Source organism: Acinetobacter sp. NIPH 2699 (genome assembly GCF_022549355.1).
Classification (GTDB): domain Bacteria; phylum Pseudomonadota; class Gammaproteobacteria; order Pseudomonadales; family Moraxellaceae; genus Acinetobacter.
The window spans coordinates 1-17393 of the sequence record NZ_JAKZGL010000006.1 but is presented as its reverse complement, the minus strand read 5'-3'; the positions used below and the strand labels follow the sequence as shown (position 1 = coordinate 17393).

Annotated in this window: 14 protein-coding genes, 1 rRNA gene and 1 pseudogene; 7 read left to right on the top strand and 9 right to left on the bottom strand. The window is 42.0% G+C overall.

Annotated elements, in window-relative coordinates:
- Nucleotides 1-3: 3 nt before the first annotated feature.
- From MMP72_RS07805 to MMP72_RS07785, 5 genes are all read left to right on the top strand, one after another.
- Complete coding sequence (locus MMP72_RS07805) at nucleotides 4-546, top strand: ATP/GTP-binding protein (RefSeq protein ID WP_241316113.1); 543 nt, start codon at nucleotides 4-6, stop codon at nucleotides 544-546.
- 23 nt (nucleotides 547-569) lie between these two features.
- Nucleotides 570-989 (top strand): roadblock/LC7 domain-containing protein, encoded by a 420-nt coding sequence (locus MMP72_RS07800; protein WP_241316111.1) that lies wholly within the window; start codon nucleotides 570-572, stop codon nucleotides 987-989.
- 356 nt (nucleotides 990-1345) lie between these two features.
- On the top strand, nucleotides 1346-2692 hold the full coding sequence (locus MMP72_RS07795) for a sphingomyelin phosphodiesterase (RefSeq protein WP_241316108.1): 1347 nt from the start codon (nucleotides 1346-1348) through the stop codon (nucleotides 2690-2692).
- 15 nt (nucleotides 2693-2707) lie between these two features.
- Nucleotides 2708-3637, top strand: coding sequence for a lipase chaperone (locus tag MMP72_RS07790; RefSeq protein WP_241316106.1), 930 nt, complete (start codon nucleotides 2708-2710; stop codon nucleotides 3635-3637).
- A 124-nt stretch (nucleotides 3638-3761) separates the two neighbouring features.
- Complete coding sequence (locus MMP72_RS07785; protein ID WP_241316105.1) at nucleotides 3762-4229, top strand: hypothetical protein; 468 nt, start codon at nucleotides 3762-3764, stop codon at nucleotides 4227-4229.
- A 32-nt stretch (nucleotides 4230-4261) separates the two neighbouring features.
- Here the strand turns inward: MMP72_RS07785 and MMP72_RS07780 are convergent, their stop codons facing one another.
- The 6 genes from MMP72_RS07780 to MMP72_RS07755 all read right to left on the bottom strand — a co-directional run bounded on the left by MMP72_RS07780 (nucleotide 4262) and on the right by MMP72_RS07755 (nucleotide 12642).
- Nucleotides 4262-6208 (bottom strand): acetyl/propionyl/methylcrotonyl-CoA carboxylase subunit alpha, encoded by a 1947-nt coding sequence (locus MMP72_RS07780; protein ID WP_241316102.1) that lies wholly within the window; start codon nucleotides 6206-6208, stop codon nucleotides 4262-4264.
- A gap of 67 nt (nucleotides 6209-6275) precedes the next feature.
- Nucleotides 6276-7103: an enoyl-CoA hydratase-related protein gene (locus tag MMP72_RS07775; RefSeq protein WP_241316100.1), complete on the bottom strand. Its 828-nt coding sequence runs from the start codon at nucleotides 7101-7103 to the stop codon at nucleotides 6276-6278.
- Between the two features lie 10 nt (nucleotides 7104-7113).
- On the bottom strand, nucleotides 7114-8274 hold the full coding sequence (locus MMP72_RS07770) for an acyl-CoA dehydrogenase family protein (protein WP_241316098.1): 1161 nt from the start codon (nucleotides 8272-8274) through the stop codon (nucleotides 7114-7116).
- A 43-nt stretch (nucleotides 8275-8317) separates the two neighbouring features.
- Nucleotides 8318-9931 (bottom strand): carboxyl transferase domain-containing protein, encoded by a 1614-nt coding sequence (locus MMP72_RS07765; protein WP_241316096.1) that lies wholly within the window; start codon nucleotides 9929-9931, stop codon nucleotides 8318-8320.
- Between the two features lie 2 nt (nucleotides 9932-9933).
- On the bottom strand, nucleotides 9934-10815 hold the full coding sequence (locus MMP72_RS07760; protein WP_241316094.1) for an SDR family oxidoreductase: 882 nt from the start codon (nucleotides 10813-10815) through the stop codon (nucleotides 9934-9936).
- Between the two features lie 21 nt (nucleotides 10816-10836).
- A complete protein-coding gene (locus MMP72_RS07755) occupies nucleotides 10837-12642 on the bottom strand; it encodes an acyclic terpene utilization AtuA family protein (protein ID WP_241316091.1) in 1806 nt (601 codons plus the stop codon).
- Between the two features lie 192 nt (nucleotides 12643-12834).
- On the opposite strand from MMP72_RS07755, the gene MMP72_RS07750 reads away from it, so the two are divergent.
- Both MMP72_RS07750 and MMP72_RS07745 read left to right on the top strand, forming a co-directional pair.
- On the top strand, nucleotides 12835-13434 hold the full coding sequence (locus MMP72_RS07750; protein ID WP_241316089.1) for a TetR/AcrR family transcriptional regulator: 600 nt from the start codon (nucleotides 12835-12837) through the stop codon (nucleotides 13432-13434).
- Between the two features lie 35 nt (nucleotides 13435-13469).
- Nucleotides 13470-13873 (top strand): annotated as a pseudogene (locus MMP72_RS07745) (hypothetical protein).
- A gap of 17 nt (nucleotides 13874-13890) precedes the next feature.
- On the opposite strand, the gene MMP72_RS07740 reads toward MMP72_RS07745, so the two are convergent.
- The 3 genes from MMP72_RS07740 to rrf all read right to left on the bottom strand — a co-directional run.
- Nucleotides 13891-15054: an acyl-CoA dehydrogenase family protein gene (locus MMP72_RS07740; RefSeq protein WP_241316087.1), complete on the bottom strand. Its 1164-nt coding sequence runs from the start codon at nucleotides 15052-15054 to the stop codon at nucleotides 13891-13893.
- A gap of 223 nt (nucleotides 15055-15277) precedes the next feature.
- The gene (locus MMP72_RS07735; protein WP_241316085.1) at nucleotides 15278-17056 is read right to left on the bottom strand and encodes an SLC13 family permease; all 1779 of its coding nucleotides are present in this window, start codon (nucleotides 17054-17056) and stop codon (nucleotides 15278-15280) included.
- A 247-nt stretch (nucleotides 17057-17303) separates the two neighbouring features.
- Nucleotides 17304-17393, bottom strand: a 5S ribosomal RNA gene (gene rrf / locus MMP72_RS07730); the annotation flags it as partial.

The window sequence follows — 17393 nt, the reverse complement described above, 5'->3', positions numbered from 1 at the left end:
GATATGATACTTCAACAATATAAAATTGTTTTCGCAGGAAGTATGGGTTCAGGAAAAACTGAAGCGATCAAATCTCTTTCAGAAATTCCCGTACTTGCCACTGAAGCATTCAATACCGATACTCAAGCACATAATAAAGTAGAAACAACGGTAGGAATTGATTACGGTGAAATCACACTGGATGATGGGGTCAAAATCGGTCTTTATGGCACACCGGGACAAACTCGTTTTGACTTTATTTGGCCCGTTATTTGCCAAGGTGCATTAGGCGTTGTCCTTCTTGTGGATCACAATAGTAAAGTTCCACTTGAAGAACTTGAGGGCTATTTAGATAGATTTAAAGACTATACGCAAAACATCTCCATTGGCATTACACACGTCGATGAAAACAAAGGACAATCCACCTCGATCTATCGAGATTGGTTAATCCAAAATAACTATCAATACCCACTATTTTTTATAGATGCCCGCAAACAAGAACATATCTTACTCATGATTGAATCACTTATTGCCGCACTAGAAGTCAATTTAAAAGCTACCAATTAATCACTTTATAAAAGAGAAGAATTATGTTCAGTATTCCCAGCCAACAACGTACCGCGCCGAAAGAACTGATTCAACTGGCCAAAGCGCAAGCCAATGACATTTTGATCAATATTCGAGGCATTGACTATATTATGCTTTGCTCTACTGACGGTTTTGAGCTTGCTTCAATTTATAAAAAAAATCCATATAACAGTAGCAAACTCGCAGCGGTAAGTAGTTCAATACTGGCAATGGTCAGTGCTTTTCTCAATGAAATCCAACTCACAGGATGTCAAAGTATTACTTTAGATGCAGAAAATGGTAAAGCGATCATTACGTCAATTCCTGCACCTCACCACCCAATGGTCATGGTGACTTTAAGCAATAAAGATGTTCTTCTAGGGCAATTGCTATATAGCCTCAAACAAGCCAGTGCGACCATCAGCGCAGCAGATCAAGCTTAATCCTCTCATTTACCTTACTCAATCTGTCAGGGGACAATCACCCTGTCAGATTTTTTATTTGTGTAAAAAATCTATTAATAGATAATAAATTTTCATATTCGAACCTATACCTCCCATCAAGTTTATCGCAGCAATAAAAAAAATATTAGCGAATGACTATTTCAAAATCATCTATATAGATTGCTTTTTCCTGAATCAGACGAACGGTTTAAAAATTACATGATTTAGCAACAAAATTTTATTATGATAATTTTCGAACAAATAACAACACTAATTTTCAAAAATGAAAATCAACAAGATTGCTTGATTGAAGATATTCATCAACGCAATGCACTATCAACAAGGAGAAACATTAAATGGGGCTGAAAAATATTAAATTCAGTGTAGCAACAACACTACTGATGGGTACTTTTGCCATGCAAGATACACTGGCAGATTCTTATGTGTTCATTACCAATACCACACCTGAAACTGTATCAATACAAGTCAACCATACTGGTAGTCAAACATTAGAACAAGGAAACCAGTGGGCACAAGAAGCAACTCAAATTGCGCCTTATGAAACCAAACGTGTGCTGCGCATGAATCGTTATTCAGGATTAAAATCTGGACAGACTTATAATTTTGATACGATTGTTTCGAGTGGAAACTCACAAGTAACATTCAAACAATCGATGACGGGGACTTGGTCTGGAAGTACCATCAAGCACGGCATCCAAACGGCATCTACTACATCACCTTGGTATACTGATCGCAATGTTCATCGCATCAATACCACTTATGCAGGCTTATCGGCACAGGCTGCGGTTAAAGCAGTATATACAGGCGGTTATGATGATTTTCATTACACCATCCATCAAAATACTGTCCAAGAACCGATCTCAAGCAGTGCAGATGAATTAAAAGTACTGTCATACAATATTTACGCTCTACCCATGGTTGCAAGTAAAATTAGTGAGCGTTTGGCAGAACTTCCAAATCATTTAAATGGTTATGATGTGATTTTAATGCAAGAAGCATTTGCATCTTCTCGTACAGGGATGTTGAATCAACTGGCACAACAATATCCATATCAAACACATATCCCAGTCGGTTCAGGTTATAACTTATTTGATAGTGGTCTCGTGATCGTCAGTCGTTATCCTATTGTGAAAACAGCACAACAGATTTATCCAGATTGTACAGGGACAGATTGTTTTGCGGATAAAGGCGTGTTGTATGCCGAAATTATCAAAAACGGTAAAGCATATCATGTGACCTCAACGCATACCGCTTCGTTTGATACCACCGAAGCACGTGCGTTACGCCAAGTTCAGTTCCAGCAAATTCGTCAGTTAATCAACCAACAAAATATCCCGAGTTTTGATGCTGTGTTGATGGGCGGAGACTTTAATGTCAACAAGCTGTTATGGCCGCAAGATTATCAAGACATGCTTACCAATCTGAACGCGACTGCACCCGTCAGCACGGGTTATACCGAATCTACATTTGATCCTCGTATCAACAAACTGGCTGGTGCCGCAGGTTCAGGTGGCACGACGGTTGAATATTTGGATTATGTGGTTTCTTCAAATACACATCGCCAACCGATTCAATCGCGTAATGATGTTCGTATTTTACGTTCTACCGCAGACTCACTGTTTATGACATGGGATCTTTCTGACCATTTCCCTGTAATGGGACATTTTAACTACAATCCATAAAACGGAATACTGTGGATGAATAAAAGACTATTACTGACAATCGTTATTGTTTTATTGGTCTTGGTCGGGATTGTAGTTTGGAAGAGCAGCACCTCTTCCGCTGCAATCCAACAAAGCCAAACCATGCCAATCTCTGATGATTCAACAATGCATTCGACAGATGAGACTATGCAGAATAAAACCACATATGAGCTTTTTCAAGAATCCTTATTGAGACAATTACAAGTGCTTCAGAAGCAACCTGGAAATATCACTCAATTTTTGAATAACTTTAAAGCGAATTGTCATGTACAAGACTGTAATGCGGCTTTAGCAAAAGCATTGGCAGATTATCCTGACCAAGAATTTGCGCATTTGGTTGAAAATTTATTAAAACGCATGCCGCAATATGAACAGCACATGCAAAGTACAGTGCTTTCAACCTCTTTATCTCCGCAAGAACGTTTCAATGCGTTATGGAAATTAAGAGAACAAACGCTGGGAAAAGCTGAAGCGATGCTTGGTTTTGGGCAAGAGCGTAATTATGCGGATTACAAATTTGCTTATGCAGAGATTAAGCAAAATAAAGATCTGAATGCAGAACAACGTTTAAAAGCTTTCGAGGAATTGCAACGTCGATATCCAGATGCAACTCAACAACAAAGCAAAATTGGACTGTATGAACAATCCATTGAATTACTCAATCAAAACCACAACAATTCTGCCGAGACTGAACGTTTAAAACAGATCTTGCAGCAACGTTATCTCACGGAACAGGAACGACAAGACATTCAACGTCGAGATCAACGTGAAATACAACAACAGCAACAAGTGAATCAATACCAGCAAGCATTACAACAATTACAACAAGACATGCAACCGTTGAAAAATCAGCTCTCCGAGGCCGAATGGCAGCAACAGTATCAACAGCGCCTAGAAACATTAAGATCAACCATGTTCCCATAAAATAAGTACCATCCCATTGATCGGGATGGTCACTATTTCACCTCTGGGATTTTTTACTTATACTGATCCACAGACAGACATTCACCTTGCACAATCACGCTTAATTTTTATGGAAATCAAAGGAATGACTTATCCAAATTATCAACAAGATCTCAATATTGCACTTGAATCGGAAATATTGGGTGAATTGATTTTTCTCAATGCAGCCAAGTACTCGCGTTCAGTTGACCAACAACACAAATGGCAGATATTGGCGCAACTGGAAACCCAAACACTGCAAAAACTCCAACTGTTTTTAAAAGAACAAGGGAGAACTGCCTCGATTCGACCTCATATCAAACTACAGGCCAAAGCATCGGGTATTGTAATGGCAAAGCTCCCTTGGAAACTCGCGATGCGCTTACTCAAACAAGGGACAAAACCATTTATGGCGACCTTTGAACGCATGAATCAACATGCAGATGCCGATACCCAAGATTTTCTAAAATATTTACTGGCGCATGAACAAGCTTTAGCAGAATTTGCGATACAGGAATTAAAAGGAAATACTACAGGCTCATTAGCACCTGTATTCGCCTTATTAAAAAGCTAGGTCGATTGACCTAGCTTTTTATTCAATATGGATTAGGCAATCGAAACATTTAACAGTAATTGCCGTTTTTTCACTTGTTGTCCGACTTGGCCAATTAACTCATCAACAACCCCATCAACATCAGACTTGATTTGTTGCTGAATCTTCATTGCTTCCAACACCAATAAGGTCTGCCCTTTGCTCACCATATCACCGACATTGACCAAAAGATTAACGATTGCACCATCCATAGGTGCACGGATTTTGCCATCACCAATAACCTCTGCGGCTTCAGGCGCTGCATAGGTGCTATTTTCAATCACAATGTTGCCATTGCCTGCATCTAAATACAGTTGATTCTGATCCAAAACATAATTCAGCTTACGGCGTATACCATTGGCTTGATAGACAATTGTCCCGTCAACAATATCGATCAAATCAACCGTAGCATGTTGGTCGCATAGTTGAACCGTGACTTGATAATGATTTGACTGAACATGCAACAATAGTTGCTGGTCAGCATATTTCAATCTTAATGGGAACGGAACTGAAACGCCGGTTTGCCACGCTTGATTGGACTGATTTTGTTGAGTAAATAATGCGGCAGCAACAGCCAAAGTCTCAAGCTCTAACACTTGCTGATGCAGACTCACATCATCCTGAAAATGCTGCTGGATAAATGCGGTATTGGTATCCCCAGCGACAATAATCGGATGACGTAACAAATTAGACAGGAATTGTTTATTACTATTCACTCCCAAAAGCACGCAATCATCGACCGCTCTTGCCAGTAGGCGAATTGCATCCTGACGTGTTTTGCCATAGGCAATCACTTTAGCCACCATCGGGTCATAGAATGGGCTAATTTCACCTTGCTCCAACATGCCATGATCAATACGAACATTCGGCAACTCCGCAGGTTGCCAACGTAACACTTTGCCTGTTTGCGGTAAAAAATCCTGACGCGGATCTTCAGCATACAAACGTACTTCGATCGCATGACCATTTAAGGTCAGTTCATGTTGCTGTAATGGTAAAGTTTCACCATTGGCGACTCGTAATTGCCATTCAACCAAATCAAGCCCTGTAATCATTTCTGTCACGGGGTGTTCAACTTGCAAACGCGTGTTCATTTCCAAGAAATAAAATTCGCCTGATTGATCAAGTAGAAACTCTACCGTACCCGCACCGATGTAATCACAAGCTTTGGCCGCAGCAACCGCAGCCTCACCCATTTTTTTGCGTAATTCAGGGGTCATGACTGGACACGGTGCTTCTTCAACCACCTTTTGATGACGGCGTTGAATCGAACAATCACGTTCGAACAAATACACATAATGACCATGCGTATCCCCAAACACTTGTATCTCAACATGGCGAGGTGCGATGACCGCTTTTTCAATAATCAGCTCACCTGAACCAAAAGCATTTTCAGCTTCAGAACGTGCAGTTTTCAAAGCCTCCAATACGTCAACAGCTTGGTGTACCAAACGCATACCGCGCCCACCACCACCAGCCGATGCTTTCACCATTAAAGGGAAACCGATTTTTTCTGCCTGTTCAGCAAGGTATTCAATATCCTGTTGGTCACCTTCATAACCCGGTACACACGGCACACCAGCCTCAATCATGGCAATTTTGGATAATCGCTTGCTACCCATCAAATGAATTGCTGCGGCATTCGGACCAATAAAAGTAATACCATGATCACTGCAGGCTTGTGCAAAGTCAGTATTTTCTGACAAAAAACCATATCCTGGATGGACCGCATCAGCACCTGTCTTTTGACAGGCTTCAATAATATTGGCAATCGACAGATAAGATTCTGAAACTTTAGATGCACCGATATACACAGCTTCGTCTGCAACCTGAACATGTCGGGCATTGGCATCAACATCGGAATATACAGCAACGGTTTGATAGCCCATTGCTTTGGCCGTTTCCATCACCCGCACCGCAATTTCGCCACGGTTGGCCACTAATACTTTTGAAAATTTCATTTTATGTTCCTCAAAGCATAGCTTTTCGCTTGCACAGTGGCAAAGCGATGCTTTGCTATTTCACTGTTCACGTCCAATTTGGCAAACGTTTTTGAATAAATGCCATCGTGCCCTCTTGGCCTTCTGCACCACCGACCGCTTGTGCAAACTGCTGTGCAGCATCATCCAAAAGTACAGTTAAAGGTTCATTTAAAGTGCGATGTAATAAGGCTTTAGTTGCGCGAGAGGCCAATGGTGCAGCACGCTTAATCAGTTGGATCGTTTCAGCAAGCTGTTGTTCTAGTTCGGCATCATTTTGAGCGACTTGATGCACCACCCCGTACGTTAATGCGGCCTCACCGTTAAAACGTAAACCCAATAATGCCAAACGACGTGCTTGAGTCAAACCAATACGTTTCACCACAAAAGGTGCAATTTGCGCAGGCAATATGCCTAGTCCCGTTTCGGGCAAACCAAATTGGGCATCATTACGGCTAATCGCAATATCAGAGACACAAGCCAAACCAAAACCACCGCCCAATATTGCACCCTCAAGCACGACCACCACAGTTTGCGGTGCTTGATCCACATATTCAATCATGGCACCAAAGCGGCGATTAAAATCAACATAAGGCTGTAAGCTACCTGCATTGGCAGCTTCTACACGAAGTGCCGCCATATCCTTAATGTCACCTCCTGCACAGAAGTGACCGCCTTTACCGCGCAGAATCACGGCTCGGATCGAAGCATCATCAGAGATATGCGCAAAGACCTGTTGAATGGTATTGACCATGTTTAAACTCATGGCATTACGACTCTCAGGACGATTCAGCCAAAGCGTTAAAATACTGCCTTCTTGTTCAAGTTGAATGCTGTCATCGACATCTAAACGCGCAAGAGAAGCTGAAAGTGTCATCATTCTTCTCCTAGTTCTTCTGTTTCTTCGGCAAGATATCCATGAGTTTACAAATGATCCCCAGCATAATCTCATCCGCACCACCACCAATCGAGCCTAAACGCCCATCACGGAACAATTGCGATGCTGGATTATCCCACATGAAACCATTCCCCCCCCAATATTGCAGGCAGCTATCTGCTACTTCACGGCTTAAACGCCCTGCTTTGAGTTTTGCCATTGATGCCAACATGGTGACATTTTCCCCTGCAATATGTTGTTCACAGGCTTGATTCGTCAGTGCTCGCAATGCTTCAACTTCAGTCATCAGCTCTGCAAAACGGAAGTGCACATACTGGTTATTAATCAATGGCTGACCAAAAGTCGTCCGCTCTTTCGCATAATCAATGGTTTGCTGAATCACTTTTTCCATACCACCGACTGCATTGGCACAAGCCCACATCCGTTCTTCTTGGAACTGCATCATCTGCATCATAAAGCCCATGCCTTCCGCACCAACTAGATTACGCTGTGGTACGCGCACATTGTCAAAATAAACTTGAGCGGTCGTGGTCGAACGCATGCCCAACTTATTGAGTGGCTCGGAAAAGCTAATCCCTGCTGTCTTGGCAGGCACAATGATCATCGACTTATTGACGTGCGGTTTATCATCCGAAGTGTTGGCAAGTAGACAAAAGAAATCCGCTTGGAGCGAGTTGGTAATCCACATTTTGCTGCCGTTGATGACATAGTCACCACCGTCTTTTTTAGCTGTGGTTTTAATCGCAGCCACATCAGAACCCGCATGTACCTCTGAAACAGCAATCGCGGCGACATATTCACCCAGAATGGCTGGATTGAGAAATTCATCTCGAAGTTCTTTACGACCAAAGCGAGCCAACGCAGGTGTTGCCATATCAGTTTGCACACCAATCGCAAGCGGCACACCGCCACATGCAGCACGGCCCAACTCCTCTGCGACCACAAGGTTATAAGAATAATCTAAACCCAAACCGCCATTTTCTTCAGGTTTACAAATGCCTAATAAACCCAAATCTCCCATTTTCTTAAATACATCATGAATTGGGAAACGCCCTGCTTCTTCCCACTCAGGAATAAAGGGATTCAATTCATTTTCTACAAACTGGCGTGTGGTACGGCGTAAGGCATCATGCTCTGCGGTAAATTTCATGGTTTTTTCCTAAATATTTTTATTGCCTAAATTTTGTGTTGAATTAGAAACGTGATACGCCAAATCTTGTTGGATTTAACTCACGTTGCTGTGCTTCATAAATGGTCTGTAACAAGAAGATCAATACTTTACGGGTATCTCGTGGGTCGATAATGCCGTCGTCATGCAACATTGCCGTATTGAATAAGGCCGTCGATTGTTGTTCTAACTTCATCGAGGTACTTTGCTCAAGGAAATCCAGCATCTGCGGATTAGGTTCCATGCCTGAAGCTTTCTGTTTACCCTCAGCCACGATCCGCAAGACTTTGCCCGCCTGCGCTGCCCCCATGACCGCAACATGCGAGTTTGGCCATGCAAAAATAAATTGCGGTGAAAGACTACGCCCACACATCGCATAATTACCTGCCCCATAAGAGCCAGCGACAATGATCGAAATTTTAGGCACAGTGGCATTGGCAACAGCCTGAATCAACTTGGAACCATGTTTAATAATGCCGTTTTGTTCAGCATCGGTTCCGACCATAAAGCCCGTAGTATTGTGCAAGAATAAAAGTGGGCGTTGGGTCTGTTCACAGAGATGAATAAACTGCGCAGCCTTGACCGCACCTTGTGGAGTAATCGGGCCATTATTGGTAATGATACCAATATGCATACCACCCATTTTTGCCCAGCCACATACGGTTAAAGCATCGTATTCTTGTTTAAATTCTAGGAAATCCGAATCATCAATGATGCGTGCAACAATCTCTTTCATATCGAAAGGTTGTTTTGGATCTTGCGGGATAATGCCTAACAGCTCTTCTGCTGAATAACGAGGTTCTTTGTACGCTTGATCGGGACGAGTGCTTTGTTCTTTCCAATTCAGATGCTCAAAGATTTCTCGTGCCAGACGAATACCATCGGCATCATTTTCAGCTAAATATTCCGCCACACCAGATACTTGGGTATGCATTTCTGCACCACCGAGCTCCTCAGCAGTTGCCACTTCACCAGTTGCAGCGAGTAACAAAGGTGGACCTGCCAACAACATTTCAGTTTGCTTACGTACGGCAATCACATAGTCAGACAAACCCGGTTGGTATGCACCACCAGCGGTTGCATTGCCATGTACAACTGCGACTTGTGGAATTCCTGCTGCAGATAATCGTGCTTGATTGGCAAACGTCATCCCGCCATAGGTAAACACTTCTGCTGCATAATTTAAGTTTGCCCCGCCACTCTCGGTCAATGTCACCATCGGTAGTTTTTGTTCAAGCGCAATTTTTTGCAACCGTAAAGTTTTCTGAACGCCCATCGGCGACATGGTGCCACCTTTAATAGCACTATTACTGGCAGAGACTAAAGCGCGTACCCCACTTACAAAACCGATCCCAGCAATGATGCCCCCACCAGCTTCGGAACCATCTTTATCATCATGCATGTTGTAACCGACTAAGCCACATAGCTCGACAAATGGTGAATCTGCATCAAGCAATAAACGTACACGCTCATGCGGCAAGATTTTGCCTTTCTTATCAAACTTAGGCTTCGCAGCGTATGATTTATCAATGCTTTTTTGCTGTACAGCACGAACGTCGGCAAGCTGAGCGAGTAAAGCCTCTCGGTTTTGCTGGTATTGCTCACTACCCACGGCTATTTCAGATTGGAGAATGGTCATCCTTATTCTCCTTCAGCTTGGTTTTTAAAAATATCTGGAATAAACGCACGATGGAAACCATTAAATGCTTCATTATTGCTGGCATCTGCCAATGGATACATCCGTGTCCCTTGTGAGGCAGCCCCATCAATACGTAAAGTTACCCCTGAAACAAAAGCAGCCGCATCAGAAAGTAAGTAGCAAATGGCTGAGGAAATTTCAGACTCAGTGCCCATACGCTTTAAAGGCACATTACTGGCTAAACTTGGAATAATCACTTTGGCAAAATCACCGCTGTAATTATCCATACCAGAGGAAATAATCCAACCCGGTGCGACTGCATTGACACGTACGCCTGATTTACCCCATTCTACCGAAGCGGTTTTGGTCAGATTATCCACGCCTGAACGTGCCGCACCAGAATGCCCCATACCTGGCATACCGCCCCACATATCTGCGGTCATGTTGACAATACTACCGCCATGCTTTGCCATCCATTGATTGTAGGCTTCACGCATTAGGTAAAAAGTCGCATGTAAATTATTCCGAACCACGGCATCGAAGCCATTGGCAGAAATATTTTCGAGTGCAGAAGGAAACTGACCACCCGCGTTATTCACTAGACCATTCAGCTTGCCGAATTTTTCAAGCACCTCAGCAATCATATTTTTAACTTGTTCTTCGTCACGGTTATCACAGACGATGAAATGGACTTTACCCCCATCTTCAATAATTTCTTGGCTGACTTTTTCTAGCTTTTCAATTTTGCGTCCCGTAATCACCACTTGCGCACCCAAAGATGCCAGCTCATGTGCAGTACAGCGCCCAATACCAGAGCCTCCCCCCGTGACAATAATCACTTTGTCGGCAAATGCATCAGTTCTGAAAATTGATTGATAACTCATTTTGCTCTACATCCTTTTACTTTATTTTTCTAACAACTTTGCTGGGATTTTCACAGGCATATCCAATAATTGCTGTGCAAATGCCTTACCTTGTGGATCTATACGTAAACTGGCAATCCCTCCACCACCGAGCGCATTCTCCAACATAAAATTCAATGCATGCATCGCAGGCAACTCGTAACGAATCACCTTAGATTTTTCAGGATCTAAAACATGCTGCATATATTCCGCAACATTTGCTTCAGTTAGGGCGGCACGAATCCAAGGGAGATATTCCGCTTGACGTGCGATCACACCAATATTGCTATGATTGCCCTTATCGCCACTTCGCGCATGTGCAACTTCAATTAAAGGCACCTCAATCTCATCACCTTGATAAGTTGCAATTTCACCGACGGAGTGGAGTGCAATATCTTGTGCAGCTTGTCCTGTAGGAATTTCGACTGGATGACGTTGCCCAGCAAAGTCAACTTCAACCTTGATTTGATCTTTATCAATTAGGAACGAAAATAATTTCACCACTGAGGATGCTTTAGGGCGACCACCCACAATCCCTGCCAAAGCTGGTGCCATCCCTGTAGAAGCTTGAGCAATCTCAGATGCAAAGAACATGCAGGCTTCTTTAAAGATATGTTTAACTGCAATTTTCACCACCACTTCACGGCTATCTTTGACTTTGGCATGTGCACCATAAGTACTTTCAATGCCTAGAATTTCGACTGATTTTTCACTAAATGCTGGCACTGAACGCAATGCTAAAACGCGTTCACATTTATTGATGATCGCATCCGCAATCACTTGCGCTTTTGCTGGTGCTTCACGTCCAGCAATAAGGAAACTGACCAAGACACGATAACCATCAGCATAGGTCGCACTGACTTTATATTGAGATGTTGGTGCACGACCTACTGCGCCTATCACTTTGACACGATCTTCACCTACTTGTTCTAAATGGACTTGGCTAAAATCAGCCGTTACATCAGGTAAAAGATAGGCTTGTGGATGACCAATTTCATAAACAATCTGTTCGGCAACTGTGGCTGTCGAAACTAATCCGCCAGTACCTTTTGGCTTGGTGACAATAAATGATGCATCGGCACTCACTTCCACAATTGGAAAGCCCATATTGTCAAAGCCTTCAACCAAACGCCAATCGGTAAAATTACCGCCTGTACATTGCGCACCACATTCAATCACATGCCCTGCCAGTGAACCCTGTGCCAACTTGTCATAATCATCCAACGACCATTTGTACTCATGTAATAATGGAGCAAGAACAACAGCAGAATCCACCACACGCCCCGTAATCACAATATCCGCACCCAAGTCCAAGGCATCGCGGATCGCGACTGCACCGAGATAGGCATTACTACTGGCAACATGATCTGGCAAAGGCTCACCATTAAACATTTCCTGCACATTTTGTTTTAATAATTCAGCATGTTTTGGCAAAGCATCATCACCAAGTACCACTGCAACTTTAAGATCTAAGCCTTTCTCATCAATGATTTTTTGTAAAGCATCACGACATGCCAATGGATTGACACCACCTGCATTGCTAATAACTTTAATTTTTTTCTCAGCAATTTTATTGATTAAAGGAGACATCACTCGACTGACAAAATCCAATGCATAGCCATGACTTGGATCAGCCATCATTGCTTTTGCCATGATCGACATGGTAATTTCAGACAGATAATCAAAAACTAAATAGTTGATATCACTAAGGTGAACCAATTGGAAAGCCGCGGTATTGGTATCCCCCCAAAAGCCTGAAGCACACCCAATTTTTACCACTTTTTGGTCATCCTGTTTGACGCTTGTCATGAGCTTTCTCATTGTTATTTCAGAAACACCTCAACATTACCAAGCAAGTGCTTGGTTTGTAAAGTACATAATGATATGCTGTATTGGCAAAAATGGACTTTTATAAGCAAATGCTTGTTATAAAAAGATAAGACAATTCATGAAATGAATTTTGTTACAATACACTTCGATTTAACGGGATAACGGACTGGCATGATTGCAACCTCAATTGAACAAATACCCAAAATTGTTTGTTTTGATGACAGCCCTCGTGGACGTTTACTGCTTGGTGCCGCGTATTTGTTTTATAAACAGGGTTATGACAAAACTACCGTCCGCCAGCTCGGTGAATTCATTGGCATTCAATCGGGCAGCCTATTCCATCACTTCAAAAGCAAAGACGAAATTTTAGCGACCGTGATGGAGCAAACCATCATTTATAACTTTGCTCGTTTAAAAGAAGCGGCTGAACGCTCAAATGATCCCGAGCAACAACTCCGTGATTTAATCAAAGCTGAACTGATTTCAATTACTGGTGATACTGGCGCTGCCATGGCTGTATTGGTACATGAATGGTTTGCCCTTTCTAAAGAAAAACAAGAATATCTACTTAAAATGCGCAATGAATATGAGCAAGTTTGGCTCGATGTCATCGAAAAGTTACGTACTAAAGGCAAGATCAAACATGATGCTTTTATCTGGCGTCGTTTAGTCGGTGGCTCTATTTCTTGGTCTGTAACGTGGTATAGATCAGAAGGAAAAGTCAAAATTGATGAACTAACTGAAATGATTTGGGAAATGGCAGTGAAATAATGAATAATTTCATTTTAGTTTCCTGAGCAGAATATATGCAACGCATAACTATAATATTACTTTCCAGTCTAATACTCGGTTGTGCAGATGATATCGTTACAACCAAATTTACAGATTTGCAGCATGCGAAAGCTGAACATGCTTTTGAACGAGGTTGGTTACCTCCAATTTTACCACCAAGCACAAAAAATATTGTTGAAACAATGATCTAGACTTGAATAAAGGTAAAGGCTCTTTTACTTTTTCACCAACAGACCTACAGTATTTTAGCGATCATGGCGCAATTCCAATTAAAATAAGTAGTGTAAATCGAGGTACAAAAAAGGAAATGCAGGATCAGGGATTTCAATTTTTCGTATACGCTAAAGATTCATCACTTTGGTATATCGCAGTTCACCCAGAAGGGAAAGGAAACTATTGGATTGAGTCAATAAAATAGTCTCCCACATATAAAGATCAATAACCCAACTGTTTACTAATCAAATCCTTCATAATTTCTTCAGCACCACCGCCAATCATATTGACCTTCACTTCACGGTAAATACGCTCGGACTTGGTTCCACGCATAAAGCCCATACCACCTAAAGTCTGTACGGCAGCATCAGCACAGAATTGCATGGTGCGCGTTGCTACATTCTTCAACATCGAAATTTGAGCAACCAACTCTGCCCCTTGTAATTGCGGTTGCGTCATTTTCCAAGCCGTCTCTTCAAGCAAGGCACGCGTTGTGGTCAATTGTGTTGCCATATCCACTAACTTGTGACGAACCACTTGATGATCGATCAAACGTTTACCAAACGTTTTACGCTGTTGTGCCCAATCCAAAGCTTCTTCATAACAAACCTGCGCATAACCATAAGCAACCACGCCCAAGAAAAAACGCTCCATATTAAAGTTATTCATAATTACTTTAAAACCAGAGTTTTCCTTACCCAGCAAATTCGATGCAGGCACACGTACTTGATCAAAATGCAAATGCGCTGTATCAGAAGCCCACCAACCCATTTTCTTTAATGGCGTTTTAGTAATACCGTCACTATGCGCATCAATCAACAGCATTGAAATACCTTCAGCCCCAGTTTTAGTTGGGTCAGTTCTCACAGCAACCGTATAGTAATCCGCACGGATACCAGAGGTAATAAAGGTCTTCTCACCAGTAACAATATAATCATCACCGTCACGAATCGCTTTGGTTTGTAAAGCTGCTACATCTGAACCACCACCTGGCTCAGTAATGGCTAAAGCAGAAATCTTCTCCCCTGAGATAATACCTGGCAATACTTTGGCTTTTAATTCCTCACTACCGAAATGCTGAATCGGTGGAGCACCAATGGTATGTACCATCAACGAAATATGTACCCCACCCGATCCTGCTTTCGCCATTTCGACACCAGCCAATAGAGAATAGAATGGATCAGCATCAGGAATACCACCATATTCCTCACCAAAGCCTAGACCAAGTAAGCCAATCTCTGCCGCTTTTTTATAAAGTTCTCTTGGAAAAGTTTCAGCTTCGTCCCATTCATTTACAAATGGCGCCATTTCTTTTTGCACAAATCGACGGACATTATCAGCAAAGGCTTGATGTTGTTCATTATAGTACATCGGATTAAGTTGCATACTGTGCTTCCTAGCAATTATTGATCATCGTTTTTAAATATTTATATGAGCACTAAGGTATCAAAACCACCAAAACCAAGCAAGCGCTTGGCAAAATAATTGGTTATTTTTTTAATTAGATTAGTTTAAATGTGATTGTAAGGATCTATGATCGGCGGCTCTACACGATTGACTTGCACTGCTTTTTGAAGCAGTGCTTAGGTCTTTTTCAGATTAAAAGGTATCAAATTGCATTAAGAGGGAAAACCCAAATAATCAGCATAATCGTGATGCTACCAATGAATAAATTCATAGGAATACCCACTTTCAAGAAGTCGATAGGACGATACTTACCAGGCCCTAAAACCATAAGGTTAGTTTGATAACCAAAAGGCGTGGCGAAACTTGCTGATGCTGCCATCATCACCGCAATCACAAAAGGAATAGGGTTCAAATTTGCTTGCATCGTCATTTCGAGAACGACAGGCAAGGTAAGTAAAGCAGCAGCATTGTTGGTAATAAACTCAGTAACGATCGATACAGTACAATAGGTTAAAATGAGCAATAGAATTGCATCGCCAGCACTCAAATGCACAATCATATTGGCTAGAATTTCTGCCACACCTGTTTTATATAAAGCAGCACCTAAAGCAAAAGAAGCGGCAATGGTAATTAAGACGGTCAAATCCAAACTTTTTTCAGCCTGCCGAACTGAAATACAACCTGTAAATAGCATTGCTCCTGCTGCAAGCAAGGCCGCATTCAACATAGATAAAACACTAAAACCAGCACACAATACGGCAACAATTAAAATGATCCAAGATAATAAAGCTTTTTCATGTTTAGGCTGTTCATGATCCAGCTCATTAATCAATAAAAAATCTTTATTATATTTCTGACGTGATACGAAAGCTGGACGTGCTTCTAGCAATAAGGTATCGCCACCTTGTAAATTGATATTCGACAACCCCCCTTTTACACGTTCACCATTACGAGCAACAGCCAATACAACTGCACCATAACGATTTCTGAACTGATCATCCCGAATTGAACTTCCGATAGCATCGCAATGTGGTGAAACTACAGCTTCAACCAAACAACGACCTGACTTTTGTTCTTCCAAGGATGATTTATGATCCAAGTTATGTAGAGCTTCAAGTCCTTTAATTTTTAATAATTCGGTAATTGCTTCTGTATCACCAGCAAATACGAGTCGATCATCGCCATATAAGATTTCATCTGATGAAACGGCAGTAAGCACAGTTTGTTGGCGCTCAATCTCAACTAAATACACACGTTTTAAATTTCTTAGCCCAGCAGCAGTCACCGACTTTCCAACCAATGGACCATTCGGGCTAACAACCACCTCCAAAGTAAATTCACGCAGATTTGAGAACACCCCCTCTTCTTTACGATCAGGTAAAAGAATCGGCGCAAACCAATACATTGCAGCCATACCCAATAAAGCAACAGGCAAACCAATAATCGTGATATCAAATAAACCGAATCCTGCTTCTCCCGTAATCGCCTGATATTGGCTATTGACCACCAAGTTGGTACTGGTACCAATCAAAGTGACAGTACCACCCAAAATTGCAGTGTAACTCAGTGGAATCATTAACTTTGAAGGAGAAATCCCGATCTTTTTTGACCACGTATTTAATGCGGGAATCATGGTTGCCACGACAGGCGTGTTATTTAAGAAAGCAGCCAGTGGAGCGATTGGTAAGAAGAAGCGTAATAATGCCATACGTTCAGTTTTAGGGCTGCCAAGCAGCTTATTGACAAACAGATCAATTCCACCTGAGTTAGAAATCCCTGCTGCCACGACAAACATCGCTGCAACCGTAATTAGTCCTGAATTACTAAATCCTGCTAATGCCTCAGTTGCTGTCAAAACCCCTGTCACACTTAGGATCGTGAGAATCGTCATCATCACAACATGCGGCGCTAACCGAGAAAATATTAACGTGAGTAACCCACCAATGGTAAGCGCTAAAGATAGCCAACCTTCCCAACCCATCTGTAACCTATTCCACAAGTTATAAGAGAAAATGCAGTCTATATATGAAAAAGCAATATACAAAACTTGATTGGTGATAACCTTATTCAAATTTAAGATATAGAAAAGCAAATCATTTGACCATTTCGAGTGTGATACCCCTGTGGTTTATTTTTCTTTCATTTATCTGATGATGAGACTGTTTTTCATTCTTTTAGCCGATAAAAAACACCCCTTAACGTTAGTTAAGGGGTGTTTTAGAATTAAAAGCTGGCGATGACTTACTCTCACATGGCAAGTGCCACACTACCATCAGCGCGAAGAGGTTTCACTTCTGAGTTCGGGAAGGGATCAGGTG